Below are 24,423 nucleotides of genomic sequence, written 5' to 3' on the forward strand. Positions count from 1 at the left end.
GGTCCACCAGCGGCGCCACCACGCCCGCATCAGGCGACCGGCGAAACGGTCGAAGGTCGGGCGGTCCAGCAGCCGCCAGCCTGGCCGGGCCAGCCCAGGTAGCGGTCGATCTCGTCGCGGACGTGCTGCGGGTCGGTGATCGTCCGGTCGAGCATGAACTCCAGGCCCAGCTCGGGGGTCCAGCGCTCGCCCTCGTGGAAGCCGGTGCCCGCCGGGATCTCCAGCTCCAGGTGCATGCCGATGTCGACCACCACGCGCGCCGCGCGGAACAGCTGGTCGTTGAGCATGCCCAGCAGGTCGCCGTCGTCCTCGAGGTAGCCCAGCTCCCGCATCAGGCGCTCGGCGTAGAGCGCCCAGCCCTCGCCGTGGCCGGAGACGAAGCAGGCCAACCGCTGGAACTTGTTCAGCCGCTGCGCTTCGTGCACCGCGGTCGCCACCTGCAGGTGGTGTCCCGGCACGCCCTCGTGGTACACGGTGGACACTTCGCGCCAGGTCGGGAAGTCCTCCTTGTCGGCGGGCACCGACCACCACATCCGGCCCGGACGGGAGAAGTCCTCGGTCGGCCCGGTGTAGTAGGCGCCGACGCCGCCGCCCGGCGGGGCGATCCGGCACTCCAGCTCCATCAGCGGGTCCGGGATGTCGAAGTGCGTGCCGCGCAGGTCCTGCAGCGCCTGGTCGGACAGCCGCTGCATCCACTCCTCGAAGGCCCGCTGGCCGCGGACCTGGTAGCGCGGGTCGGCGTCGAGCGCCGCGGCGGCCTCGGCCAGCGTCGCGCCCGGCTTGATCCGGTCCGCGATCTGCTTCATCTCCGCCTCGATGCCGGCGAACTCCGCCCAGCCCCACTCGTAGGCCTCGCGCAGGTCGAGCCGGGCGCCGGTGAAGTACCGCGACCACAGCCGGTACCGCTCCTCGCCGACGGCGTCCTTCTCCGGCGCCTTCGGCAGCAGCTCGCCGCGCAGGAAGTCCGCGAGCCCGGCGTAGGCCTCGGCCGCCGACTCCGCCGCCGTGTCCAGGTCGCGGCGCAGCGACTCGTCCACGCCGTCGGCGCGCTCCACCATCGCCGCGAAGAACGACGGCTGCCCGCTGCGGCCGGACCAGGTGTCGCACTGCTCGGCGACCTTGCGGACCTGGCGCGCCGCCGACACGTTCCCGTCCGCGGCCGCCGTCAGCAGGCCGACGCGCAGGCCCAGCAGCGCCTCGGGCATCTTCGACAGCCGTCGGGCGATGGTCCGCCAGTGGTCCGGGGTGTCGGTCGGCATCAGGTCGAAGACCTGCCGCAGTTCCTGCGCCGGAGAGGCGATCACGTTCAGCGCGGACATGTCCGCGCCGATCTCGTGCAGTTCCAGGTCCAGCCCCACCCGTTCGGAGAACACCGCCTGGGCGATGCGCTCCGAATCGTCGCGCGGCTCAGCGGCTTCCACCGCCGCCAGGCTGCGGCGGGACAGCTCGGCGCGGGCCTGGTGCCCGTCCGGCGAGTAGTCGGTCAGCTCTTCTTCCCCACCTGGCACACCCAGGTACGTCGCGGCGATCGGGTCGAGCGCGGCCAGCTCGTCGACGAACCGATCGCTGATCTCGTGCACGCCGTTGTGGTCAACTCCCATGGCGGCCACGCTATCGCGGGTCCCCGACCCGCACCCGCACTACGACGAAGGGGTATCGCGCTCGGCGAAATCGGCTGCTGGATGCGAAGATCGCGCAGGTGGAGGCCAAGGGACCGCGCCGCCGCGCGGCATCGCTGCTGGTGCTGATCACCGTGCTCGGCACGCTGCTCGGCGGGTGCCTGCGCGTCAACGCCTCGATGAACGTCTCCGGTGACGACCTGGTGTCCGGCGAAGTGCTGGTGGCCACCGAAACCCCCGACGGCCAGGTGCCGTTCCAGCTGCACCCGCCGGATTCGCTGGCCGACCGGGTCGAGATCGCGCCGTACCGCGACGAGGGCCGGGTCGGGTCCCGGTTGTCCTTCCACGACTTGACCTTCCAGGAGGTCCAGGAGCTGGCCGCCGGGCTGAGCCAGTCCGACTCCCGGTACCAGCTGAAGCTGTCCCGGTCCGGCTCGCTGGTGATCTTCGACGGCTCGGTGGACCTGACCCCGCTGGCCGACACCGATTCCGCGGTGGACCTGAAGCTCAGCGCGCCGGGCGAGATCACCAACACCAACGGCCAGGAGTCGGCGGGCACCGTCAGCTGGACGCTGCAGCCGGGCGCGGTCACCGAGATGTCGGCGATCTACCAGTTCTCGAACTCCGCGGGCGCGGACTGGGTCGGCTGGGCCGTGCTGGTCGTGGTCCTCACCTTCGTCGCCGCCGCGCTGGTCGCGGTCCTCGCCCTGCGGAACCACCTCCGCAACCGCGCCGAGCAGGCCGCCGACGAACCCAGCTACCCGCGGAGCTGACCGGTCAGAGGCCGAGGTTGGCCACGACCTGGCGCGTCGCTTTGGAGCGGTTGAGGGTGTAGAAGTGCAGCGCCGGGACGCCTTCGTCGATCAGGCGGGCGCAGAGCTCGGTCACCACGTCCACCCCCGCTTGGCGGAATCCGGCCGGGTCGTCGACCAGCGGGAGCAGCCGGTCCTCGATCGCGCCGGGCACCGGGACGCCGGCCAGTTCGCCGAACTTCGACAGCACCCGCGGCGTCGTGATCGGCATGACGCCGGGCAGCAGCGGCACGTCGCAGCCGCGCGCGGCCATCCGATCGCGCAGCCGCAGGAAGTACTCCGGTTCCAGGAACAGCTGGGCGACGGCGAAACCCGCACCCGCGCGGACCTTGCGGACCAGGTGGTCGGCGTCGACGTCGAGATCGGCCGAGCGCGGGTGCCCGTGCGGGAACGCCGCGACCCCGACGCAGAAGTCGCCGAGCTCGCGGATCAGCCGCACCAGCTCGTCGGCGTGCTCCAGCCCTTCCGGGTGGCGGACCCACTCGCCGTTCGGGTCGCCCGGCGGGTCGCCGCGGACCGCCAGCACGTTGCGCACGCCGGACGCGGCGTACCAGCCGATGACGTTGCGCAGCTCGGCCACCGAGTGGTCGACGGCGGTCAGGTGCGCCATCGGGGTCAGGGTGGTCTCCTGGGCGATGCGCCCGGTGGTGCGGATCGTGCGGTCCCGGCTGGAGCCGCCCGCACCGTAGGTCACCGAGACGAACGCCGGATCCAGCGGTTCCAGCTCGCGCACCGCCCGCCAGAGAACGCGTTCCTCGTCGTCGTTGCGCGGTGGGAAGAACTCCACCGAGAAGGTCGTCCGCTCGGTGCGCAACCGATCTACCACCACTGCCATGCCGCTCAGCATAGGGACAAATCAACTACGCTCCGAAGTCTTCCCAACGACTGGGAGCTAACCGGTAGCCCGGGCAGCCGAACGCGAAGGGCATCGCGGAGGATGGGGCTGTGACCCCATCACATTCGGTTACCGCAGAAGCAACCAGCAAGGACACCGTCGTGGAGTCGAGCCTTCCCGATCAGGTCCAGCAGAAGCTGACCGAATTCCTGCAGGCCCGCCGGTCCGAGGCCCTCGACCTCGACCCGGCCTTCGGGGCTGCGGTGGCCGAGCTGTCCGGTTTCGTGCTCAACGGCGGCAAGCGGATCCGCCCCACCTTCGCCTGGTGGGGCTGGCGCGCGGCCGGCGGCAGCGCCGAGGGCCCGGCCGCGGTGGCGATGCTGCGCGCCGCCAGCGCCCTGGAGCTGATCCAGGCGTGCGCACTGGTGCACGACGACCTCATCGACGAGTCCGACACCAGGCGCGGCAATCCGACCGTGCACCGCAAGTTCGAGCAGGTCCACCAGGAGTCCGGATTCACCGGCGACGCCGAGCAGTTCGGCATGGCCAGTGCCGTGCTCCTCGGCGACCTGGCGCTGGCCTGGGCCGACGACATGCTGCACGGCGCGGGCATCTCGCCGGAGGCGCTGAGTCGGGCGCTGCGGCCGTGGCGCGCGATGCGCACCGAGGTCCTCGCCGGGCAGTACCTGGACGTGCTCGGCCAGGTCCGGGGCGACGAGACCCCGCAAGCCGCGCTGCGCATCTGCCAGCTCAAGGCCGCGTCCTACACGGTGCAGCGCCCGCTGGAGCTCGGTGCCGAGATCGCCGGAGCGAGCCCCGAAGCGCTGGAGGCGCTGCGCCGGTTCGGCTCCGACATCGGCGTCGCCTTCCAGCTGCGCGACGACCTGCTCGGCGTCTTCGGCGACCCCGGGGTGACCGGCAAGCCCGCCGGTGACGACCTGCGCGAGGGCAAGCGGACCGTGCTGATCGCCGAAGCGACAGCCACCGCCCGCGAGCAGAACGACCAGGAAGCGCTGGACCTGCTGCACGGCGTCCTCGGCGACCCCGAGCTGGACGAGCAACGAGTCGAGCAGGCGCGGCAGGTGCTCACCCGCCTCGGCGCGGTGGCCGCGGTGGAGAAGCGGATCACCGACCTGACCGGATCGGCGCTGCTCGCGCTGCACGGCGCGAACCTGGCCGAACCCGCCGCGTCGCGGCTCGCCGAGCTGGCCGTCGCCGTCACCGACCGCACCCGCTGATGCGCACCACCACCGGCCGCAGCGACCACGTGCTGGTCCTCGGCGCCGGCCTTGCCGGGCTCGCCAGCGCGCTGCACCTGGTCGGGGCCGGTCGGCAGGTCACGGTGGTGGAGCGCGCGCCGCTGCCGGGCGGCCGCGCCGGGCTGCACCGGCTGGACGGCTACCGCATCGACACCGGCCCGACCGTGCTGACCATGCCGGAGCTGGTCGACGAAGCGCTGCACGCGGTCGGCGACTCGCTGGCCGAGCGCCTCGACCTGATCCCGCTGCACCCGGCGTACCAAGCGCGCTTCGCCGACGGTTCGACGCTGGACGTGCACACCGACGCCGGTGCCATGGAGCAGGAGGTGCGCCGCTTCGCCGGACCGGCCGAGGCGGCCGGCTACCGACGGCTGCGGCAGTGGCTGACCGAGGTGTACCGGGCGGAGATGCACCGGTTCATCGACGCGAACTTCGACTCCCCGCTGGACCTGGTGTCGCCGGAGCTGGCCCGGTTGACCGCGCTGGGCGGCTTCGGCCGCCTGGGCCCGGCGATCGGCCGCTTCCTGCACGACGAACGGCTGCGCCGGGTGTTCTCGTTCCAGGCGCTCTACGCCGGCCTGGACCCGCGCCGCGCCCTCGCGCTGTACGCGGTCATCTCCTACATGGACACCATCAACGGCGTGTGGTTCCCGCGCGGCGGGATGCACGCGGTGCCCCAAGCCCTCGCCGACGCAGCTGCGGACGCGGGCGTCGTGTTCCGGTACGACACCGAGGTCACCGACCTGGAGCGGCGGGGCGACTGGCTCGTCGCCGCGCGCACTGCCGCCGGTGAACGCATCGAGGCCGACGCGTTCGTGCTGACCCCGGACCTGCCGGTGGTGCACCGGCTGCTCGGACAGCGGCCGCGGCGGCGTCTGCGCTGGTCACCGTCGGCCGTGGTGCTGCACGCGGGGACCACGCGCAGCTGGTCCGACGCGCACCACACGATCTCCTTCGGCGATGCCTGGAACCGGACGTTCACCGAGATCATCCGCGACGGCGCACTGATGAGCGACCCATCGCTGCTGGTCACGCGGCCGACCACGACCGATCCGACGCTGGCGCCGGAAGGCCGCGAGCTGCACTACGTGCTCGCGCCGTGCCCGAACCTGGCGACCGGTGAGTTCGACTGGGACCGCATCGGCCCCGCATACCGCGACGAGCTGCTGCGCACCCTGGAGCGGCGCGGCTTCACCGACTTCGGCTCCTCGATCGAGGTGCAGGAGCTGGTCACGCCCGCGGACTGGGCAGCTCAGGGGCATGCCGCCGGGACGCCGTTCTCGGCCGCGCACACGTTCCCGCAGACCGGCCCGTTCCGGCCGCGGAACCTGGTCCGCGGTCTGGGCAACGCGGTGCTGGCGGGCTCCGGGACGACGCCGGGAGTCGGCGTGCCACCGGTCCTGATCTCCGGGAAGCTCGCAGCGCAGAGGATCGTCGGGTCGTGAGCGGCGATGGTCGCTCAAACCACCGTCGCCGCTCACGAACAGATCAGAAGCCCATGGCCTGAGCCCGGCGCTTTACCTCTCGGCCCCGGTCGCCGCGGAGCGCGTCGATCGGGGTTCCCGGCAGCGAGTCGTCCGGCGTGAACAACCAGCGGAGGATCTCGTCCTCGTGGTAGCCGGAGTCCCGCAGCAGGGTGATCGTGCCGGGCAGGCCCTTCACGATCTCGTTGCCGGCGAGGAACACGTCGGGAACGCCGAGCACGGCGTCGCGGCGCAGAGCCAGTAGATGTCCATCACGAATCAATTGGTGCACCCGGGTCACGGACCGCCCGAGCCGTTCAGCGACGGCCTCCAGCGGAACGACCTCCACATCGGGAGCGAGCACATCCGGGGCAGCGGGGATCGCACTCACGCTGCATACCTTGCCACATCGAGGGGTCCGACGCCGAGCGCCACCGGCCAGGAGATCCACCCACCGCGACATCCGACCAAGATCATGACCCATCCCACGGCCTGGCCCCGGCGTGTCGTCCGCACCTGCCACAATCGGGGAGGAACGGTTACCCGGCGGTTGGCGGAAAATGACTTCAGAGACACGGCGAGAACGCGGCGCGAGCCTCGTCGGAGCCATGCTCGAACGCCGGTACCGGGTCGACGCGCTGATCGCCCGCGGTGGCATGTCCACCGTCTACCGGGGCCTGGACACCCGGCTGGACCGGCCGGTCGCGATCAAGGTCATGGACGCGCAGTACTCCGGCGACCGGTCGTTCGTGGAGCGCTTCGAACGCGAGGCCCGGGCAGCGGCCAAGCTGCACCACCCCGACATCGTGGCCGTCTACGACCAGGGCGTGGACCACGGCACCGGCGAAGAGCACGTGTTCCTGGTGATGCAGCTGGTCGAGGGCTGCACGCTGCGCGACCTGATCATGGACGAGCGCGGGCCGCTGCCGCTGGCGACGGCTCTGAGCGTGATCGAGCCCGTGCTCTCCGCCCTGCAGGCCGCGCACCAGGCCGAGATGGTGCACCGCGACGTCAAGCCGGAGAACGTGCTGATCAGCACCGACGGCTCGGTCAAGGTCGCCGACTTCGGGCTGGTCCGCGCGGCCGCCGAGGCCGGGACGACCAGCGGCAGCGTCATCCTGGGCACCGTCGCCTACCTCTCCCCCGAGCAGGTCACCACCGGCGCCGCCGACGCGCGCACCGACGTCTACGCGGCCGGGATCGTGCTCTACGAGATGCTCACCGGCCGGCCGCCCTACGTCGGCGACACCGCGCTGTCGGTGGCCTACCGGCACGTCAACGACGACGTCCCGCCGCCGGCCGAGCAGGTCCCCGACCTCCCGCCGGCCATCAACGACCTGGTGGTTCGCGCCACCCGCCGCGATCCGGCGCAGCGCCCGCAGAGCGCCGAGGCGTTCCTCACCGAGCTGCAGCAGGCGCGCCACGAGCTCGGCATCTCGCTGGTCCCGGTGCCGGTCCCCGAGTCGGCCGAGCACACCACCCTGATGCCCGCCGTCGCGGCTGATCCGCCGACCGCGCAGATCCCGGCCGTCCAGGCCGCACCGCCGCCGCAGCAGCCGAATCCGACCCGGGCGATGCTGCGCCCGACCACCGACGACGACTTCACCCAGGAGATGGCGGCGGTTCCGGCGGGACCGGTGCGCGAGCGCAGGAACGGGCGGCGGACCGTCGCGATCTGGACCGCGATCGTCCTGGTGCTCGCCGCTCTCGTGGGCGGTGCGGCGTTCTGGCTCGGCCTGGGCAGCTACGTCGACGTGCCCAAGCTCGTCGGCCAGCAGGAGGCGGCCGCGCAGAAGGCCCTCTCGGACCTCGAGCTGACGGGCAACGTGACCCGCGAGAACGACAACAACGTGCCGGAAGGCGTCGTCATCAGCTCGAACCCGCGCGAGGGTTCGCAGGTGCGCAGCGGCAGCAGCGTCGACCTCGTGGTGTCTCTGGGCAAGCCGAAGGTGCCGGAGATCGCCGAGGGCACCCCGCTGGCCGAGGCCGAGAGCATCATCCGCAACGCGAAGCTGCAGCCCAAGCACGACCAGTCGGCCGACCAGTTCCACACCAGCGTGCCGGAAGGCCGGGTCATCAGCGTCGACCCGGCGCCGGGCACCCCGCTGAACATCAGCGGCGAGGTGTCGCTGATCGTCAGCAAGGGTCCGCCGCCGGTGCCGGTGCCCGACGTGCGCGGGATGAGCCGCGACGACGCCTTCGCCACGCTGGCCAACGCCGGTTTCGAGCCCTACGAGCTGGGCCGCGAGTTCAACTCGGACGTGGCCGCCGACCACGTCATCGGCACCGATCCGGAGATCGGCACCGAGGTCAAGCTGGTCGGCAAGCCCCGCATCGGGGTGAAGCTGTCGAACGCGGTGACCGTGCCCAGCCTCAACGGGGTCAGCGTGGAAGAAGCGCAGCAGCAGGTCGCGGCGCTGGGGTTGAGGCTCAACGTCAACGCCATCTTCCACCGGGAGAACATGGTCATCTTCGGCCAGTACCCGCTGCCGGGCAGCAAGGTCGAGCCGGGAAGCGAGATCCACGTCACCGCGCTGTGATGTGATCCTGATCTCCATCGGGTTGCGTAACGTTTTCCCGATGTGGGATCTACCTGCGGCTACCCGCCTCCCGGGCTTCACCTGATCGGCGGCGACTCGGGCGATCTCGCCTGGTCACAGCCGAGCCGGAGGTCGGTTGTGGAAATATTGGGAGCACGATGCCCCCGACTGTTTCCACCGAGTCGGCACCCGACTGGCCCGAGCAGGCCAACAACACGACAGCCGACCAGGCCGCTGGCGAACGGCACGAGAGCCGTCCGCTGCCCTTGCGCACCATCGCGCTGGGCGCGATCGGTTCCGTGCTGCTGCTGATCGGTTCCTTCGGCGCCGCCGGAACGCTCGTGCACGATCCGGTCCTGGGCACCGGTCCGATGTCGGTGCTGCGCTACGGGCACGGTCACGACGTCGCCGTCACCGTCGTCTACATCGGGTTCGCCCTGCTGGTGTGGGCGTGGGTGCGGCTCGGCCGTGGCGTGCTGGCCCACCTGGTGACCTCCCGCGGCGTGCTGTGGGCGACGGTCGCCTGGCTGGTGCCGATGCTCATCGCCCCGCCGCTGTTCACCCGCGACGTCTACAGCTACCTCGGCCAGGGCTTGCTGGCGCTGAACGGGCTCGACCCCTACGGCGTCGGTCCGGCCGCGCTCACCGGCCCGATCCCGGAGAACGTGCACCCGACCTGGCAGACCACGCCGGCGCCGTACGGGCCGCTGTTCATGGGCGTGGCCAAGGGCGTGATCCTGCTGGCCGGGCACGACATCATCATCAGCGTCGTGGTGATGCGGCTGGTGCTGCTGGGCGGCCTGGTGATGCTGATCTGCGCGCTGCCCGGACTGGTGCGCCACCTCGGCGGCCGGCTGCCGGTGGCGCTGTGGCTGGTCGCGGCCAGCCCGATGACGGTGGTGCACCTGGTCGGCGGCCCGCACAACGACATGCTGATGATCGGCCTGCTGTCGGTCGGCACGCTGCTGGTGCTGGAAGGCCGCCACGCCAGCGGGATGGCGCTGGCCTCGGCGGCGATGGCGATCAAGGCCACCGCCGGTCTGGCGCTGCCGTTCCTGGTGTGGATCTGGGCGTCCCGGCTGACCGGTCCGCGGTGGCAGCGGTTCCTGCGCGCGGTGGCCCCCTCGCTCGGGATCTTCGTGGTGGTCTTCGGCGGGTGCACGCTGCTGGCCAAGGTCGGTTTCGGCTGGCTGGGGGCGCTGTCGGCGCCCGGCATGATCGTCAACTACCTGTCCGCGCCGACGGCCGTCGGCCAGGCGGTGCACAGCTTGGTGTCGCTGTTCGGCGAGGCCAACATCTGGCCGTTCGTGGGCGCCACCCGCACGCTCGGTTCCCTGCTGCTGGTCGCGATCCTCGCCTGGAACTGGTGGCAGGCGCGCGAAGGCGGGCCCGAAGCGGTGCGCCGCGCGGCGATCGTCCTGTGCTTCGGCGCGTTCCTGTCGCCGGTCCTGCTGCCCTGGTACACGACCTGGGGCCTCGCGCTGGGCGCGGCGTTCGCCTGGACCCCGCGCGCCCTGTCCTACGTGGTCGGGGCGTCGATCGCGCTGGTGCTGGCGTACTACCCCGACGGCGAGCAGGCGATGTACAACTGGTCGTTCGTCGCCGTGGGCATCGGTGCGGCGGTGCTCGGCGCCCGGTCGCTGGTGCACTACGACCCGCTGGGCCTCAGCGAAGCGTTCGGACGCCTCTCCCGCACCCCCGTGCACCAACGGCAGGCCTGACCAACTCCCGTGAGCACTTTGGGTCGCTATGACGACCCAAAACGCTCACGGCAACGAAAGGAGGCCCGGAACCGCGCGGGTTCCGGGCCTCCTCGTCAGCTGGGGTCAGCCGCGGAGCATCTCCGCGACCAGGAACGCCAGCTCCAGGGACTGCTGGGTGTTCAGGCGCGGGTCGCAGGCCGTCTCGTAGCGGCCCGAGAGGTCGGCGTCGGAGATGTCCTGCGCGCCGCCCACGCACTCGGTGACGTCTTCACCGGTCAGCTCGATGTGGATGCCGCCGGGATGGGTGCCGAGGCGGTGGTGGACCTCGAAGAAGCCCTGCACCTCGTCCACGATCCGGTCGAAGTGGCGGGTCTTGTAGCCCGTGCTGGCCTCGTGGGTGTTGCCGTGCATGGGGTCGCACTGCCAGATCACCTGGTGCCCGGAGGCGGTGACCTTCTCCACGATCCCCGGCAGCACGTCGCGGACCTTGCCGTTGCCCATCCGGCTGATCAGGGTGAGCCGGCCCGGCTCGTTGTTCGGGTCCAGCCGCTCGACGTACTCCACGGCCTGCTCCGGCGTGGTGCCGGGGCCGATCTTGATGCCGATCGGGTTGGAGATCAGCTCGGCGAAGGCGACGTGCGCGCCGTCGAGCTGGCGGGTCCGCTCCCCCACCCACAGGAAGTGGCCGGACAGGTCGAACAGCCGCGGCTTCTCGCCGGTGGTGTCCAGGCGCAGCATGGCGCGCTCGTAGTCCATCACCAGCGCCTCGTGGCTGGCGTAGAACTGCACCGAGTGCAGGCTGGAGTCGTCGACCCCGCAGGCCGCCATGAAGCGCAGGCCGCGGTCGATCTCGGCGGCCACCGACTCGTAGCGCTCCCCAGCCGGGGAGTTGAGCACGAAGTCCTTGTTCCAGTCGTGCACCTTGGTCAGCGCGGCCATCCCGGCGCTGGTCAGGGCGCGGGAGAGGTTCATCGCGGCGCTGGCGTTGGCGTAGGCGCGGATCAGCCGCGACGGGTCGTGGCGGCGCGCCTCCTCGGTGGCCACCAGCGAGTTGATCATGTCGCCGCGGTAGGACGGCAGGCCCAGCGCGTCGGTGTCGCTGGAGCGCGGCTTGGCGTACTGCCCGGCGAGGCGGCCGAGCTTGACCACCGGCATGCTCGCGCCGTAGGTCAGCACCACCGCCATCTGCAGCAGGGTGCGGATGTTGCCGCGGATGTGCGGCTCGGTGTTGTCCGCGAACGTCTCCGCGCAGTCACCGCCCTGGAGCAGGAAGGCTTCGCCCCTGGCGACCGCTGCGAGGTGCTGGCGCAGCTGGTCGACCTCGGAGGGGACGGTCACCGGAGGAACGCTCTCCAGCACCTTCCGGACGTTGTTCGCCTGCTCCTGGTCCGGCCACTTGGGCTGTTGGGCGGCCGGGCGGGCCAGGGCGTCGTCGAGCCGGGCGCGCATCTCGGGCGGCAGCGGCGGCAGTTCGGGCAGGTCGTCCACGGGGACGTCGACGGTCCAGTTCACGTTTCCCAGAATAGGCGGTCGGCGCCAGTGGTTTTACCCCGGGAAGCACGTCCCACGATGCGGAAGCCCAGCCGGACTCGATTCAGTAGGCCTAGCCGAGCTCGCGGAGATCCCAGCGGTTCGTCCTGACAGGACGAGCCGCAGCCCGACCCGCCGGAACCTGATCTTCAGCCGCGCGACGGCGTCTCGTCAACGGCTTCCCGCTGCCACTGCGCCTCGACCGCGTCGGCGTCGTAGCCGACCGGTTCCCAGCGCTTGGCCAGCAGGGCCACCAGGCCCATCAGCGGGGCGAGGGCGATCACCCAGAACACCCCGCTGCCGAGGGCCGCGCTGAGCACCGGGAAGAAGAACAGCGCCATCGTGGAACCGACCCGCAGCGTGCCCTGGTTGAAGCCGATGCCGGTACCGCGCATCTCCGTCGGGTAGCTCAGCGAGGCGAAGCTCATGAAGTGCGCACCCGGGCCGGACGCCTGGGCGAACATGAACGCGCCCAGCGCGAAGATCGCGAACAGCACGTACGCGGTGGCCGAGGGCTTGCCGATCAGCGCGAGCACCACCAGCGAAGTCAGCTGCACCGCGAAGCCCAGGAACGTCAGCTTCCAAGCCCCGGTCTTGTTGGCCAGCCGGATGCCGAGCAGCCCGCCGGTGACCGCGAAGACCAGGTTGAGCACCAGCGATGCGGTGATCGTGTTGAGCGCGCCCTGGGCGAGGATGCTGGTGATGATGATCGGCAGGCCGTAGGCGACGGCGTTGTAGCCGAAGGTCTGGGCCAGGCCGATGGCCAGCGCCTGGAACGTCCGGCCGCGGTAGCGGCGCTCGAAGAGCCGCGCGAAGTCGCGCAGGCCGCTGCGCTCCGCCTTCGGAGCAGCCACCTCCGCATCGGGGGCGACCGCGGCGTTGACGCCGTAGGACTTGCGCAGGATCTCCGCCGCCCGCTCCAGGTCGCCCTGGTTGGCCGCCCAGGACGGCGATTCGTTCATGTACTTGTTGCGCACCAGCAGGATGACCAGCGCGGGCACCGCGCCGAAGCCGACGGTGAACCGCCACAGCAGGTCGTGGTGCTGGTCGGGCAGCGCGAAGTACAGGCCCATGATCACCAGGTAGCAGGCGCTGGTGGCCACGTACCAGGCCGGTGACCAGGCGGCGGTGCGCGAGCCCTTGCTGCCCTTGCCCCGCAGCTGGGAGAACTCGGCCAGGAACGCCATGGCCACCGGGATGTCCATGCCGACGCCGAAGCCCATCAGGAACCGGAAGACGATCAGGACCTCCATGTTCGGCGCGAGCGCGCAGCCGAGCGCGGAGACCACGAAGAACAGCATGTCGGCCATGAACACGCGGTAGCGGCCGAGCCGGTCCACCAGGACGCCGCCGAGCCAGGCGCCGAGGATCGCGCCGACGCTGATCGAGGCGGTGACCGCGCCCGCCCCGACCGGGGACAGGCCGAACTGCTGCTTGATGTCGGTGATGCCGTAGGCCAGCGAGGTCAGGTCGTAGGCGTCGAGGAAGATGCCGCCGAGCGCCAGCAGCACGATCATCTTCGCGTGGCTGCCCCGCGCGGCGCCCGAGTTGACCAGATCGGTGACGTCCCGAGCCGAGCGGATGAGCACCTGCTCCCCGCTGGCGACCGGTTGCGTGGACACAGCATCCCCTTCGCGTTGGACGATCTTGCGCGGGCGCGGAGGGAGCACGGTGCACGGGCGTGGCCCGCGTGCGGCCCCAACGCCCAGTCGCGAGGGATCAGCCTAACTGGTGGAACAGATGCGTCCACATGCTGGAACCGAGCACCGCCGTGCGGCCGAGTCCGGTGCCGGGGTGCGCAAATTCAATGGAAATCGGACGTCCGATTTCCATTGAATTTGCGGGGAGTTGTCCACAGGTGTCGGCGTGTCGGGCTCTGACACGCCGGTTGGGCCGCAGTTTCAATTGAAACTGCGGCCTAACCGGGCGAGGTGAGGGTCGGACGGGTCGGCGGCAGGCCCTCAGCCGAAGAGGACTTCGGCTTCGGCGTAGCGCTCGGGCGGGACCGTCTTGAGCTGGGCCGTCGCTTCGCGCAGCGGGACCCGGACGATGTCCGTGCCGCGGAGGGCGACCATCTTCCCGAAGTCGCCCTCGGTGATCGCGTCGATGGCGTGCAGGCCGAAGCGGGTGGCCAGGACCCTGTCGTAGGCCGTCGGGGTGCCGCCGCGCTGGACGTGGCCGAGCACCACCGCGCGGGACTCCTTGCCGGTCCGCTTGGCGATCTCGTCGGCCAGCCAGGTCCCGACCCCGCCCAACCGGACGTGCCCGAAGGCGTCGCGCTCGCCGGTGACCAGCAGCTCCTTGCCGCCCTCCGGGACCGCGCCCTCGGCGACCACGATGATCGGCGCGTACTGGCGCTCGAAGCGCTGCTCCACCCACTCGCAGACCTGCTCGACGCTGAACGGCTGCTCCGGCACCAGGATCACGTTGGCCCCACCGGCCAGACCGGAGTGCAGGGCGATCCAGCCGGCGTGCCGGCCCATCACCTCCACCACCAGCGCGCGGTGGTGCGACTCCGCCGTGGTGCGCAGCCGGTCGATGGCCTCGGTGGCGATGTGCACCGCCGTGTCGAAGCCGAAGGTGTAGTCGGTGGCGTCCAGGTCGTTGTCGATCGTCTTGGGCACCCCGACCACCGGAACCCCGTCGTGGGTGAGCTGCTCGGCGACGCCCAGGGTGTCCTCGCCGCCGATCGCGATCAGCGCGTCCACCCGGTGCTCGGCCAGGGTGGCCTTGAGCCTGGCGATGCCGTCGTCGACCTTGTACGGGTTGGTCCGCGAGGAGCCGAGGATGGTGCCGCCGCGGTTGAGGATGTCCTCCACGCGGTCCAGGGTGAGCGGCGCGACCAGGCCCTCCACCGGGCCCAGCCACCCGCTGCGGAATCCCAGGACCTCGTGCTGGTGCACGGAAATCCCCTTGCGGGTCACCGCCCGGAGCACCGCGTTGAGACCGGGGCAGTCGCCGCCACCGGTGAGCACTCCGACACGCATTCCTGCGGGCATGGTTCTCGCCGCCTCCTCAGTGAGCCAGGTGTGATCGAGGTCTCCCCTCGACCACCAGCCTGGCACGGACTGGATCGTTGCAGCAAGTAACCGCGTATTTACCGGGCAACGGACCAGCGGTGGGAACAGGCGAGCGACGTGGTCGCTTCCGGCAGGTGCACGAACCAAGATCAGATGCCCGCTCCTCCGACCGTTCGGAAATCACTCCTCGGAGAAGGTGTGGGTGGCGTGGCGGTAGCGCTGGGATACCGCCGCCAAGCGGTGCGGTGGCCACAGGTCGGCCTGCTCGCTCAGGCTCAGGTCGTCACCGCGGCGCAGCAACCAGATCTCGTCGAAGTCCGAGTGCAGCACCGCGTCACCCGGGATCCGGTCGAGCAGGCCGGAGACCAGCCGGATCATGTCGTCCTGCTGATCGGAGACCTCGCCGTCCTTGTCGAGGCGGAACACCACCGTCACCGCAGGGGTGAATCCAAGATCGCTGCTCACCGCGTTCTGCGGCCTCGGCCTGGCCTCGACGACCCTGATCCACGTTCCAAGCCTGCTCACCGCTCCCTCAATAAGCAGCTGTTCGGGAGTGACCGGCGCATCGAACAGCCCGATGGCCCGAGCGAAGTCGTGCAATTCTCCGGCGACCGTCGCCACGGGGGTCGGCGTCGCCATATCGAGGTTGTAGGAAACAGCCATGTGCGCCGTCCTTACTCCATGGGGCTAAGGAAAGAAGCGGAGCACGTTGCCCTGCTTGTCGATCAAGAGGATTTCCTTGAGCAGTTTGATCGGCGAGGCGCGCAGCTGGGCGCTCAACGCATTCAAGTCGAGGCTGCTATCGGTCAAGTTGAGCACTATTCGATCCGCTTGGCCGGAGTTGACCTTGTGCTGGATGGCGTCGACGACGTTGCGGGCGTTGCCGGTTTTGGGCGCGTAGCAGTCGAAAAGCTTACCTTCGATTCGGTAGTCGGGATTCTTGCCGCCGGGAACGGTCGGGTTCTGCTCGACCTCATAGCCCGATTTGGCCAGTGTTCTGGCCGACTCGTTCTCGCGCTGCAGCGAGCGCTTGGTCGCATCGTCCATACCCTCGCGGATGCGGGACGGGCGACCGCTTGGCTCAGCGTTCGGGTCCGGGGCACGCGAGGGTTCGCTAGGTTCGGCTGGTTCTGCGGGTTCTGCGGGTTCGGCGGGTTCGACTGGTTCACCGGGCTCGGCTGGTTCGAGGGGCTCAGCCGTTTCGAGGGGCTCAGCCGTCTCGAGAGACTCAGCCGTCTCCAGGGACTCGGCTGTCTCGAGAGACTCAGCCGTCTCGAGAGACTGGGCTGTCTCCAGCGACTGGGCTGTCTCGAGGGACTGGGCTGTCTCCAGAGACTCAGCAGTTTCGAGGGACTCGGCTGTCTCTAAGACCTCGCCGATCTCGAGCCCCGCGGCGATTCTTTCGGCGATGAGGTCGCCGATGAGCGCGGCGCCGATCAGGACGAGGGCGATGGCGGCCAAGGCGAGCGCGATCTTTACGCCGGCCGAGCAATCGCTGAGCGTGGAGCAGTTGTCGGCGGCTGCCGACTGGACGTTCGTGGCCAGTGCGACGCCGGTGATGGTCACGGCGGTCACGGATCGGTACACCCAGCGGCGGACCGCCCTAGGAGGGTCGCTGCTCGTGTCCGTCTGTGCCGGCCCGGGCGGGTCGGCTGGTGTTTCCGGTCCGTAGCGCGGGGGCGTGACCGGTGGGGAGGTGCGCGGAGCTGTCGGGCTAGGTCCGGCCGGGGGTGCCGCCTTGGTGGTGGGCGCTGGTGGCGGTGCCGGCATCAGCAGGCTTGCCGCGGCGAGCGAGAGCAGCAGGACCACGATGGTGGAGACGAACGAGGTCGCTCCGCGCTCGGCGGCAGGCTCGACGAACAGGGCCGCGAGCAGATAGCTGATCGCCACGGTGGCTGCCAGGCGTGCCAGCAAGGGGACGCGCCGGATCAGGGCGGGGTAGACCGGGATTCGGGGGATCAGCAGCACGCGGGCGTAGAGGATGGAGCACAGCGCCAGCCAGACCAGCGTGCCCTGGGCAGCGCTTGCTATGAGCCCTGCCATCAAAAGCGTCAGAAACGCCGCCTGGATCGGCACCGCAGCGATGCGCCGCATCGTGCGGGTGCCGCTCTGCCCGTGGTCTTGGCGGGGGGCCGTCGGCGTGATGGGCGCCCGGCCGACCGCGAGCATGGTCAGCACACCGCGGCAGAGACCGGCGCAGAAGGACGCGACGGCCAGCGCGGCCGCGTGTTGTTGCAGTGGTTCGATGGCGGCGGTGGCCGGGGTACCTCCGCTGAAGGTCCACAACGGACGGATCAGGAAGGCCGTTGCCTGCGCCCAGCCGTAGGTGAACACGGCCAACAGCACCGCGCTGAGCGCCAGTTCCGTCGTTCGCGCCACACCACGGCGCGCGCGCAAGGGGGCGGTGGTGCGCAGCGCCAATGCTCTGGCGAGCACAGGCACCATGATCAGGAGCAGCGCGAGCACGAGGTAGGACACGGCCAGCGGCAGGTAGCCCTGCACCAGGTGCTGCGCACCGGAGCCGGCGAACCCCGGCAGTGTCGAGCGATCTACCAGGGCGAAGTCCGCGAGCACGAATCCCAGCCATGCCCAGCAGCCCAGGCCGGAGCCGAGCCCGGCGACCACGGCGAGGACTCCGATCGCGATGGCCGAGTAGGTGTAGGTGGGTCCGGGGTGCACCGCGCCCAGCAAGGCGCCCACGAGAAGCGCCGCGGGTGGCATGACAACCGCCGCAGGCGGCCACGCACGCAGGTAATCACCGTCGCGCAGGGCGAAACCCAGCGTCATCGACATCCGGCTCACCGCGGCGGGCAGTCGGACCCACTCGAAGTCGGCGATTCCGGCGATCCCGGATCGAGGTGCGACCACTGGGACCTCACCTACACGCTGGTCCCGAGGGGGAACATCTCCCTGATCGACGAGGTCGCACCGACGCACGGAGGAAGCGGGCACACCACCTGCTGACCACGAACGCACCCGGGGAGGTGCCGATCACACAGCCGGCTCGACCCGATGCGCTCTCGGGCACGCCCTGCCGCGACCGCGCATCGCGGGGAAGAAGGGGAGCACCATGGGAACCTTCGACGTTCGCTCGCGGCAGGTGGCCCCGAGTTCAGTGGCCTACCTCTACGGCGACCTGTTCATGGTCGACAGGTCGCGGAAGGGCCCCGGTACGGCGTACGAGGTCGAGGCTTCGGGCGTCAAGGTGCCGGAAGGCCCGTTCTCCACTGAGTTGATGACGATCGCCCTGTGGGCGCTGCAGGACGCGGGTGCAGTCCGCATCGAGGGCCACGAGCACCGAATGCTCGGGCTCGCCCTCAGCCGCCGGGTGCGCATCATCCGCACGACCCCGCCCGGCGAACAACCGGTGCACAACGGCCTCGAAGCGATCTTCATGCGTCGGTTGGCCTCCGCGAAGGCCGCCGAGAAGGGCGAAGAGCTCTCGGCGTTGATCCGGGATCTGCTCCCCACCAAGCATCAGCGCCCCCACAGCGTCGTGTTCAGGATCATCAAGAAAGACCTGGCGGCACTGGGCCTCGAGACGCCCGTCGAGTTCGAGTTCCAGCGGATGTGGGGCCTGCGCAGCAGCGAGAAGGCTGTCGCCTATCAGCCCGTCATGGAGCGGATCCACGAGCTCGAACCCGATGCGCGCGCCCTCGCCCAAGCGTGGCTCACCTTCCGGCGCAAGGAGCCCGCCCTGGTCGACCTGATCATCAACCGGCTCGAGGAGACCCTCGGCAGCCGGATGGTGGACGATCCCAGCTCGCTCACCAACAAGACCTGGGACGGCCTCACCTACTAACGGGGCCGAGGAGACAAGCCCAGCCCCGTGGCACTCGTCTACCAGATGAAACCGCGCTTGCGGCGGACGTCCTCGATGACCTTCCAGCGCTCCAGGTTGTGCTTGGCGTCGGCGAGGGCGTCGTGGGCGTTGTCCGGTGCTGCGGGCAGCTTCGGCTTGCCGACGTCCTCCCAGCGCTGCCGGAGGTCGCGGGTGAACTTGGGGATCCGGGAGGGCAGCATCGGCATCGCGCCCCACAGCTGGGCCAGCGCCACGTGGTCGTAGGCGGCGTACCAGGCCCACAGCTCGGGGTTCGAGCCGCGCGCGGTCATGAAGGCGTAGAGGTCTTCGCGGATCCGGGCGCGGGAGCGCCAGCTCTTGTCCGAGGGCGGCGGGAGCTGCGGCAGCACGTGCTGCCGGACCCAGGCGCCCGCGCGGGACGCGTCGAACTCGGTGGACACCGCGTAGAACTCGCGACCGTCCTCGCCGACCATGCCGATCGACACCAGCTCGATGGTCTGCCCGTCCTCGATGAACTCGCAGTCGTAGAAGAACCTCACCTGGTCAGCGTAGGTGGGCTCGCCCAGGGCGGATGTTGCGGGGCAGCGCAGTCGGCCGCGGTCGGGCGGATCTCGTTCGACAGCCCGGAAAAGCGGGTCAGCCCGCCTTCGACTCGGGCACCCGGCCGCTGGAGCCCGTCGGCTTCCAGCCCGCGACGTGCTTGCCCTGCGCGGTCAGCTCGTCCTTGACCTTGGCCGCGTAGACGTCGACGTACTCCTGGCCGGACAGCTCCATCAGCGCGTACATGATCTCGTCGGTGATCGAGCGCTCCACGAACCGGTCGCCGGCCATCCCCTCGTAGCGGGAGAAGTCCAGCGGCGGCCCGACCTTCACGACGACCTTGTGCGGGTACCACATCTTCGAGCCGATGGGGTTGACCTTGTCGGTGCCGAACATCGCGATCGGGATCACCGGCGCGCCCGACTCCAGCGCCATCCGCGCCACGCCGGTCTTGCCCTTGTACAACCGGCCGTCCGGCGAGCGGGTGCCCTCCGGGTAGACGCCGAGCAGCTTGCCCTCGCGGAGCAGTCGAACACCGGTGTCCAGCGCGGCCTGCGCCGCGGCACCGCTGGAGCGGTCGATGGGCACCTGGCCGACACCGGAGAAGAAGTACTTCTTGAACTTGCCCTTCACGCCCTTGCCGGTGAAGTACTCGCGCTTGGCCAGGAAGGTGACCCGCCGGGGCATCATCAGCGGCATGAAGAACGAGTCGGCGACCGCGACGTGGTTGCTGACCAGGATCGCGCTGCCCTCGGCGGGAACGTGCTCGACGCCTTCGACCTTCGGACGGCAGAACAGCTTCATCAAGGGCCCGAGCAGAATGTGCTTCATCACCCAGTACATCACCGCGCGGCCGCCTCCCCTGCCAGCAAGATATCGCTGCTCAGCGTACGGAGCGCGCGCGAGCAGCACAATGCGATCTCGCTGATGGTGATCTACCGGACTCCGAGATCGGCGAGGCCGTCCCGTTCGTCGGTCTCGCATGCGACCATGAACCATACTGGCACGCCGATGCTTTGGGAGGCTGCAGTGCCCGTGCTCTCCGGCGCCGAGCCGTTCTCGCACGACGGATCGGACGACATCGGCGTCCTGCTCTGCCACGGTTTCACCAGCACCCCGCAGAGCATGCGGGCCTGGGGCGAGCACTTGGCCGCGGAGGGCTTGACCGTCCGATGCCCGCTGTTACCCGGGCACGGAACCCGCTGGCAGGACCTGAACCGGACCACCTGGCAGGACTGGTACCGGGCCGTCGAGGACGAGTTGGCCGAGCTGCGCGGGCGCTGCTCGTCGGTGTTCGTGTTCGGCCAGTCGATGGGCGGCACGCTCACCCTGCGGCTGGCCCAGGAGCACCCGGACATCGCCGGCATCGTGCTGGTCAACCCCTCGGTTCTGACAGAGCGCAAAGCCGCTCGGATGCTGCCGCTGCTCAGCCGGGTGCTGCCGTCGCTCGGCGGTATCCCGGGCGACATCGCCAAGCCCGGCGGGTTCGAACTGGCCTACCAGCGGCTGCCGCTGCGGGCGATGGCGAGCCTGCAGCAGCTGTGGGGAGTCGTGCGCCCCGACCTCGGGCGGATCCGGCAGCCGGTGCTGCTCTACCGCTCCGAGGTCGACCACATCGTCGAACCGGTCAACTCCTCGGTCGTGCTGGACGGGGTGCGCAGCGAGGACCTCACCGAGGTCGTGCTGACCGACAGCTTCCACGTAGTGACGTTGGACCACGACGCACCGCGGGTGTTCAGCGGTAGCGTCGAGTTCCTGCAACGGATCCACCGCGATCGGGTCGAGGAAGTCGTATGAGCACGCGCCGCGACAACGCCGACGGGCCGGAGGACATCGACGCCGCCTTCGCCGAGATCGTCGCCGACCTGGAGCGCGACGAGAACTTCGCGCGCTGGCCCGAAGACCGCGAGCCGGCCGGGGAGGACGAGCGGCCGGACACCGCCACCGAGCCGAAGCCCGTCGAGCCGACCTCGATCGAGCCCGCGGACAGCGGTCCGCGCGACTGGACGCCGACCACCGCCGAAGAGGACGAGCACTACGTCCCGCCGGAGCCCCCGCCGCTGCCGACTCCGCGGGTGACGACCCTGGCCGGGATCGCGGTGATCGTGGTGGGCGTGCTGTTCGCCCTGGTACCCGGTCTCGCCGGGCTGTCCGGCACGGTCACCCTCCCGCTGGGCCTGGTCCTGATCAGCGGTGGCATCGGCTGGCTCCTCCTCCGCCTCCGCCAGCCTCCGCGGAGCTCCGACGACGACGGCGCCCAGGTCTGACCGGTCACCCCTTCAGCCTCCGGACGGAGCTTTCGGCGTGGCCAGGGCGTGTTCTCGGGCCAGTGTTGCGGCGCCGATCATGGCCGCCGGGTCACCGTGATGGGCGACGACCACCTCGGCCAGGGGCCGGTGGCCCGCTCCGGTCATCGTCGCCGCGTAGTGCTCGCGCGCCGCGTCGAGGTAGAGGTGCGCGGAGCTCGAGACGCCACCGGAGATGACCACGACTTCCGGGTCGTAGACGTCGGCGACCAGCGCCAAGCCCTCCCCCAGCCAGCACGCCAGGTCGTCCACCGCGCGCCGGGCCAGCGGGTCCCCGGCTTCCGCCGCGCGTGCGACATCCACACCGGTCAGCTCGGCCAGTTCCCGCAATGTGCTCGGCTCGCTGCTGTCGCGCAGCATCTCGCCCGCCGTGGCCGCCAGCGCGGTGCCGCTGCAGTAGCGCTCCAGGCAGCCGCGCTTGCCGCACGAGCACTGCCGACCGCCCGGGACCACCCGCAGGTGCCCCAGCTCGGGCGCCACGCCGTGGGCGCCGCGGAAGACCTGGCCGTCGATCACCAGCGCCGCACCGATACCCGTGCCGATGGCCACCAGCGCGGCCACCCGCGCACCGGTGGCCGCCCCGAAGCGCTGCTCGGCGATGGCCGCCGCGTTGGCGTCGTGCTCGAGCACGACCGGGAGCCCGAGCTGTTCGGCGAGCTCGTCGGCGACGGCGACCTGCCGCCACGCCAGGTGCGGCGCGAAGCGAACGACCCGGCGGTCCTCGCTGACGAACCCCGCCACGGCGAGCCCGACCCCGGCCACCGGGTACCGGTCGGACAGGGCGCGCACGGTCGCCGCGATCGCCGCGTTCAGCTCCGGGCCGCTCTTCGGCGTGGGAACCCGGCGGGTTTCCAGGATCTCGCCGTGCGGGTCGACGACGCTGGCGCGCACGCTGGTGCCGCCGACGTCCACTCCGATGGTCAGCACCGCGCCTCAGCTTCGTCCAGCACCGTTCCCCCGACCCGCTGCACGCGGATGCGCTGCACCTTGGCGGGCGCATCCGGTTCGGGTTCTGCTTCCGTCGGCTGCGGCGCAGGTTCGGCCATCGCCTGCCGCAACAGCTGCACGATCCCGAGCAGCTGGTCGTTGAGCTCCGGGCGGTGTCCGCGCACCAGCGCCACCGCCGCGCACAGCGGGCACCAGCCGCAGCCGCGCTCGCCTGCTTCCGAAGGCGGTTCCGAGGCCTGGTCGCAGCCGCGCAGGTACTCCTCGGCCTTGCCGGCCAGGGCGTCGAGCAGCAGCCGCAGCTCCTCGACCAGTTGCTCGTGCTTGCGCGTTTCGTCCACAGCTCTCACCGCATCCACTGTTCCGGATCGGGCCGGAACCGCACGGTCAGCCCGTCGTCGCCGGCGATCGCCGAGGTCACGACGCAGCGCCGGAGGACCGCCGGCAGCGCGACCAACCGGCGGCGACCGTCCACTGTGATCGCCAGCTCGTCACCGATGCGGGCCAGGTCCAGCTCCGCCGCGGGGTGCAGCGGCAGCGCGACCTGCAGTGCGTACTCCGCGTCCAGCGACCGCCCACCACCGGTGACCCGCATGGCCGGCGCTGCCGCACCGCCCTCCAATGGGTCCTCGTCGCCGTAGAGCTCGGCACCGAGTTCCGCCAGCGCGTCGGTGCCCACCGGCTCGGCGGCGCGGTGCTCCACGACGCGCAGGGGCAGGTCGGTCGCGGCGCGCACGGAGTCGAGGACGTCGTCCTGCTCGCGGCGCCGGGTGCGCAACCACTGCGCCGCCGCGCCGCGCGCCGATCCCGGGTGCGGCACCACGCGATTGGCGATCAGGCCGTCCACCCGGATCTGCTGCAGCGCCAGCGCGGTCACGGTCCGGCGGGTTTCCGCGGCGACCACCGATTCCGGGGTCAGCACCAGCCGCACGCCGGTGCCCGGATCGGTGAGCATTTTCTTGAGCGCGGCGAGGCGTTCGGCCAGCCGACCCAGTCCGTCGGCGACCGCGTCCCAGCGCTGCACCTGGTCGCTGCCCGCGATGCCGGCCAGCAGTCCGCGCACCGCGCGCCGGTGCGCCGGGAACAGCCGCTCCAGGTAACCGGCCAGCGATTCCGGCAGGGCGAGCAGCCGCAGGGTCTCCGCCGTCGGACCGCAGTCGACGAGCACGGTGTCCCAGATCCCGCTGGCGGCCAGCCGGTGCACTTCGGTGAGCGCGAGGAGGTCCTCCACCCCGGGCAGCACGGTCAGCTCTTCGGCGTCGACCTCGTCCACCCCGGCGCCCTGCAGCATCGTCCGCAGGTGCTCGCGCAGCTCCCGCCAGGTGCCGTCGACGAGCGCGCGGGTCTGCACCTCGGCCGCGTGCAGCACGGCGCGGGAACCGTCCACCCGCACCTCCGCGGGCTCCGCGCCGAGCTCGACGCCGAGGGCGTCGCCCAGCGAGTGCGCCGGGTCGGTGGAGACCACGAGCACCTTCCCGCCGGCCCCGGCCACGCGGGCGGCAGTGGCGGCGGCGAGGGTGGTCTTGCCCACCCCGCCCTTTCCGGTGAACAGCAGGATCCGCAACGGCTTACTCGGCGTGCTCCACCCGGCGCTTGAGCTCCTTGAGCGCCGTGTCCATGATCATCTTCTCCGCCTTGCGCTTGAACAGCCCGATCATCGGGATGGCCAGGTCCACCGCGAGGCTGTAGGTGACCTCGGTGCGGTCTTCGGCCAGCGGGTTGAGCCGGTAGCTGCCGCGCTGCGCCTTCTGCACCTGCCCTTCGGTGAGCTCCCAGCTGACCGACAACCCGTCGGCCGCCCAGTCGTAGACGTTGACGTAGGTGTCCTTGACCACTCCCGCGTCCAGGACGAAGCGCACCTGCCCGGCCTTGCCGTCCGAGGTCTGGGAGAGCACCTCGGTCTCCTTCACCGCCGCCGCCCACTCCGGGTAGGCGGCGAAATCCCCGATGACGTCCATGATCCGCGCAGCGGGGGCCTCGATCACGATGGACTGGGTGGACTGATCGACCATGCGCTGCAGGTTACCGGTCGAGGCAGACCTCAGTGCC

The 24,423-nt window shown here is 70.7% G+C and carries 22 protein-coding genes; 8 read left to right on the forward strand and 14 right to left on the reverse strand.

The features are described from left to right. Positions 1 to 29 precede the first annotated feature (29 nt). Complete coding sequence (locus ABTZ89_RS07140; protein ID WP_351041251.1) at positions 30 to 1,601, reverse strand: DUF885 domain-containing protein; 1,572 nt, start codon at positions 1,599 to 1,601, stop codon at positions 30 to 32. Between the two features lie 98 nt (positions 1,602 to 1,699). Between ABTZ89_RS07140 and ABTZ89_RS07145 the strand changes: the two genes are divergently transcribed. Next, positions 1,700 to 2,392, forward strand: coding sequence for a DUF3153 domain-containing protein (locus ABTZ89_RS07145; RefSeq protein WP_351041254.1), 693 nt, complete (start codon positions 1,700 to 1,702; stop codon positions 2,390 to 2,392). 4 nt (positions 2,393 to 2,396) lie between these two features. On the opposite strand, the gene ABTZ89_RS07150 is transcribed toward ABTZ89_RS07145, so the two are convergent. Next, positions 2,397 to 3,266: a methylenetetrahydrofolate reductase gene (locus tag ABTZ89_RS07150; RefSeq protein WP_270953024.1), complete on the reverse strand. Its 870-nt coding sequence runs from the start codon at positions 3,264 to 3,266 to the stop codon at positions 2,397 to 2,399. Positions 3,267 to 3,427: 161 nt separating this feature from the next. Here ABTZ89_RS07150 and ABTZ89_RS07155 point away from each other — a divergent pair, with 161 nt between their 5' ends. Together ABTZ89_RS07155 and crtI are read left to right on the forward strand one after the other, a co-directional pair. After that, positions 3,428 to 4,504, forward strand: a complete 1,077-nt coding sequence (locus ABTZ89_RS07155) for a polyprenyl synthetase family protein (RefSeq protein ID WP_351041257.1) — start codon at positions 3,428 to 3,430, stop codon at positions 4,502 to 4,504. Next, entirely contained in the window at positions 4,504 to 5,970 is a 1,467-nt protein-coding gene (gene crtI / locus ABTZ89_RS07160; protein WP_351041260.1) for a phytoene desaturase family protein, read from the forward strand. The genes ABTZ89_RS07155 and crtI overlap by 1 nt, the downstream gene beginning before the upstream one ends. Before the next feature lie 43 nt (positions 5,971 to 6,013). Here the strand turns inward: crtI and ABTZ89_RS07165 are convergent, their stop codons facing one another. Further along, positions 6,014 to 6,379 (reverse strand): Rv2175c family DNA-binding protein, encoded by a 366-nt coding sequence (locus tag ABTZ89_RS07165; protein ID WP_270953019.1) that lies wholly within the window; start codon positions 6,377 to 6,379, stop codon positions 6,014 to 6,016. A 169-nt stretch (positions 6,380 to 6,548) separates the two neighbouring features. Here ABTZ89_RS07165 and pknB point away from each other — a divergent pair, with 169 nt between their 5' ends. Together pknB and mptB are read left to right on the forward strand one after the other, a co-directional pair. Next, positions 6,549 to 8,528, forward strand: coding sequence for a Stk1 family PASTA domain-containing Ser/Thr kinase (pknB, locus tag ABTZ89_RS07170; RefSeq protein WP_351041263.1), 1,980 nt, complete (start codon positions 6,549 to 6,551; stop codon positions 8,526 to 8,528). 158 nt (positions 8,529 to 8,686) lie between these two features. Continuing rightward, positions 8,687 to 10,249 carry a polyprenol phosphomannose-dependent alpha 1,6 mannosyltransferase MptB gene (gene mptB, locus ABTZ89_RS07175; RefSeq protein WP_351041266.1) on the forward strand — a complete coding sequence of 521 codons (1,563 nt, stop codon included), beginning with the start codon at positions 8,687 to 8,689 and terminating at the stop codon, positions 10,247 to 10,249. A gap of 105 nt (positions 10,250 to 10,354) precedes the next feature. On the opposite strand, the gene ABTZ89_RS07180 is transcribed toward mptB, so the two are convergent. From ABTZ89_RS07180 to ABTZ89_RS07200, 5 genes are all read right to left on the reverse strand, one after another. Next, positions 10,355 to 11,743: a class II 3-deoxy-7-phosphoheptulonate synthase gene (locus ABTZ89_RS07180; protein WP_270953016.1), complete on the reverse strand. Its 1,389-nt coding sequence runs from the start codon at positions 11,741 to 11,743 to the stop codon at positions 10,355 to 10,357. A gap of 167 nt (positions 11,744 to 11,910) precedes the next feature. After that, on the reverse strand, positions 11,911 to 13,383 hold the full coding sequence (locus ABTZ89_RS07185; RefSeq protein WP_351041270.1) for an MFS transporter: 1,473 nt from the start codon (positions 13,381 to 13,383) through the stop codon (positions 11,911 to 11,913). Between the two features lie 339 nt (positions 13,384 to 13,722). Then, positions 13,723 to 14,748, reverse strand: coding sequence for a 6-phosphofructokinase (locus tag ABTZ89_RS07190; RefSeq protein WP_351041306.1), 1,026 nt, complete (start codon positions 14,746 to 14,748; stop codon positions 13,723 to 13,725). Between the two features lie 213 nt (positions 14,749 to 14,961). After that, positions 14,962 to 15,444 carry a SitI3 family protein gene (locus ABTZ89_RS07195; protein WP_270949419.1) on the reverse strand — a complete coding sequence of 161 codons (483 nt, stop codon included), beginning with the start codon at positions 15,442 to 15,444 and terminating at the stop codon, positions 14,962 to 14,964. A gap of 24 nt (positions 15,445 to 15,468) precedes the next feature. After that, on the reverse strand, positions 15,469 to 17,574 hold the full coding sequence (locus tag ABTZ89_RS07200) for a CdiA C-terminal domain-containing protein (protein WP_351041274.1): 2,106 nt from the start codon (positions 17,572 to 17,574) through the stop codon (positions 15,469 to 15,471). Between the two features lie 277 nt (positions 17,575 to 17,851). On the opposite strand from ABTZ89_RS07200, the gene ABTZ89_RS07205 reads away from it, so the two are divergent. Then, positions 17,852 to 18,583, forward strand: coding sequence for a hypothetical protein (locus ABTZ89_RS07205; protein WP_351041276.1), 732 nt, complete (start codon positions 17,852 to 17,854; stop codon positions 18,581 to 18,583). Positions 18,584 to 18,621: 38 nt separating this feature from the next. Here ABTZ89_RS07205 and ABTZ89_RS07210 read toward each other — a convergent pair whose 3' ends face one another. After that, the gene (locus tag ABTZ89_RS07210) at positions 18,622 to 19,122 is read right to left on the reverse strand and encodes a polyadenylate-specific 3'-exoribonuclease AS (protein ID WP_270949427.1); all 501 of its coding nucleotides are present in this window, start codon (positions 19,120 to 19,122) and stop codon (positions 18,622 to 18,624) included. Between the two features lie 97 nt (positions 19,123 to 19,219). After that, entirely contained in the window at positions 19,220 to 19,966 is a 747-nt protein-coding gene (locus ABTZ89_RS07215) for a lysophospholipid acyltransferase family protein (protein ID WP_502949518.1), read from the reverse strand. Between the two features lie 186 nt (positions 19,967 to 20,152). Here ABTZ89_RS07215 and ABTZ89_RS07220 point away from each other — a divergent pair, with 186 nt between their 5' ends. Further along, a complete protein-coding gene (locus ABTZ89_RS07220) occupies positions 20,153 to 20,920 on the forward strand; it encodes an alpha/beta hydrolase (protein ID WP_270949430.1) in 768 nt (255 codons plus the stop codon). After that, entirely contained in the window at positions 20,917 to 21,390 is a 474-nt protein-coding gene (locus tag ABTZ89_RS07225) for a DUF308 domain-containing protein (protein WP_351041280.1), read from the forward strand. Before ABTZ89_RS07220 ends, ABTZ89_RS07225 begins: the two co-directional genes overlap by 4 nt. 12 nt (positions 21,391 to 21,402) lie before the next feature. Here the strand turns inward: ABTZ89_RS07225 and ABTZ89_RS07230 are convergent, their stop codons facing one another. The 4 genes from ABTZ89_RS07230 to ABTZ89_RS07245 are packed head-to-tail and all read right to left on the reverse strand — an operon-like array spanning position 21,403 to position 24,386. Next, positions 21,403 to 22,356 carry an ROK family protein gene (locus ABTZ89_RS07230; RefSeq protein WP_351041282.1) on the reverse strand — a complete coding sequence of 318 codons (954 nt, stop codon included), beginning with the start codon at positions 22,354 to 22,356 and terminating at the stop codon, positions 21,403 to 21,405. Continuing rightward, positions 22,350 to 22,724 (reverse strand): hypothetical protein, encoded by a 375-nt coding sequence (locus ABTZ89_RS07235; RefSeq protein WP_351041285.1) that lies wholly within the window; start codon positions 22,722 to 22,724, stop codon positions 22,350 to 22,352. The genes ABTZ89_RS07230 and ABTZ89_RS07235 overlap by 7 nt, the downstream gene beginning before the upstream one ends. After that, complete coding sequence (locus ABTZ89_RS07240) at positions 22,721 to 23,938, reverse strand: ArsA family ATPase (RefSeq protein ID WP_351041288.1); 1,218 nt, start codon at positions 23,936 to 23,938, stop codon at positions 22,721 to 22,723. Before ABTZ89_RS07240 ends, ABTZ89_RS07235 begins: the two co-directional genes overlap by 4 nt. A 4-nt stretch (positions 23,939 to 23,942) precedes the next feature. Further along, positions 23,943 to 24,386, reverse strand: a complete 444-nt coding sequence (locus ABTZ89_RS07245) for an SRPBCC family protein (RefSeq protein WP_270949435.1) — start codon at positions 24,384 to 24,386, stop codon at positions 23,943 to 23,945. Positions 24,387 to 24,423: the final 37 nt, after the last annotated feature.

Source organism: Saccharopolyspora sp. NPDC002686 (assembly GCF_040295745.1).
Taxonomy (GTDB): domain Bacteria; phylum Actinomycetota; class Actinomycetes; order Mycobacteriales; family Pseudonocardiaceae; genus Saccharopolyspora; species Saccharopolyspora oryzae.

Coding starts and splice junctions, on each gene's coding strand:
- ABTZ89_RS07140 (WP_351041251.1), bottom strand. CDS start 1,601: ATGGGAGTTGACCACAACGGCGTGCACGAGATCAGCGATCGGTTCGTC.
- ABTZ89_RS07150 (WP_270953024.1), bottom strand. CDS start 3,266: ATGGCAGTGGTGGTAGATCGGTTGCGCACCGAGCGGACGACCTTCTCG.
- crtI (WP_351041260.1), top strand. CDS start 4,504: ATGCGCACCACCACCGGCCGCAGCGACCACGTGCTGGTCCTCGGCGCC.
- pknB (WP_351041263.1), top strand. CDS start 6,549: ATGACTTCAGAGACACGGCGAGAACGCGGCGCGAGCCTCGTCGGAGCC.
- mptB (WP_351041266.1), top strand. CDS start 8,687: ATGCCCCCGACTGTTTCCACCGAGTCGGCACCCGACTGGCCCGAGCAG.
- ABTZ89_RS07190 (WP_351041306.1), bottom strand. CDS start 14,748: ATGCGTGTCGGAGTGCTCACCGGTGGCGGCGACTGCCCCGGTCTCAAC.
- ABTZ89_RS07195 (WP_270949419.1), bottom strand. CDS start 15,444: ATGGCTGTTTCCTACAACCTCGATATGGCGACGCCGACCCCCGTGGCG.
- ABTZ89_RS07200 (WP_351041274.1), bottom strand. CDS start 17,574: ATGTCGATGACGCTGGGTTTCGCCCTGCGCGACGGTGATTACCTGCGT.
- ABTZ89_RS07205 (WP_351041276.1), top strand. CDS start 17,852: ATGGGAACCTTCGACGTTCGCTCGCGGCAGGTGGCCCCGAGTTCAGTG.
- ABTZ89_RS07215 (WP_502949518.1), bottom strand. CDS start 19,966: ATGTACTGGGTGATGAAGCACATTCTGCTCGGGCCCTTGATGAAGCTG.
- ABTZ89_RS07225 (WP_351041280.1), top strand. CDS start 20,917: ATGAGCACGCGCCGCGACAACGCCGACGGGCCGGAGGACATCGACGCC.
- ABTZ89_RS07245 (WP_270949435.1), bottom strand. CDS start 24,386: ATGGTCGATCAGTCCACCCAGTCCATCGTGATCGAGGCCCCCGCTGCG.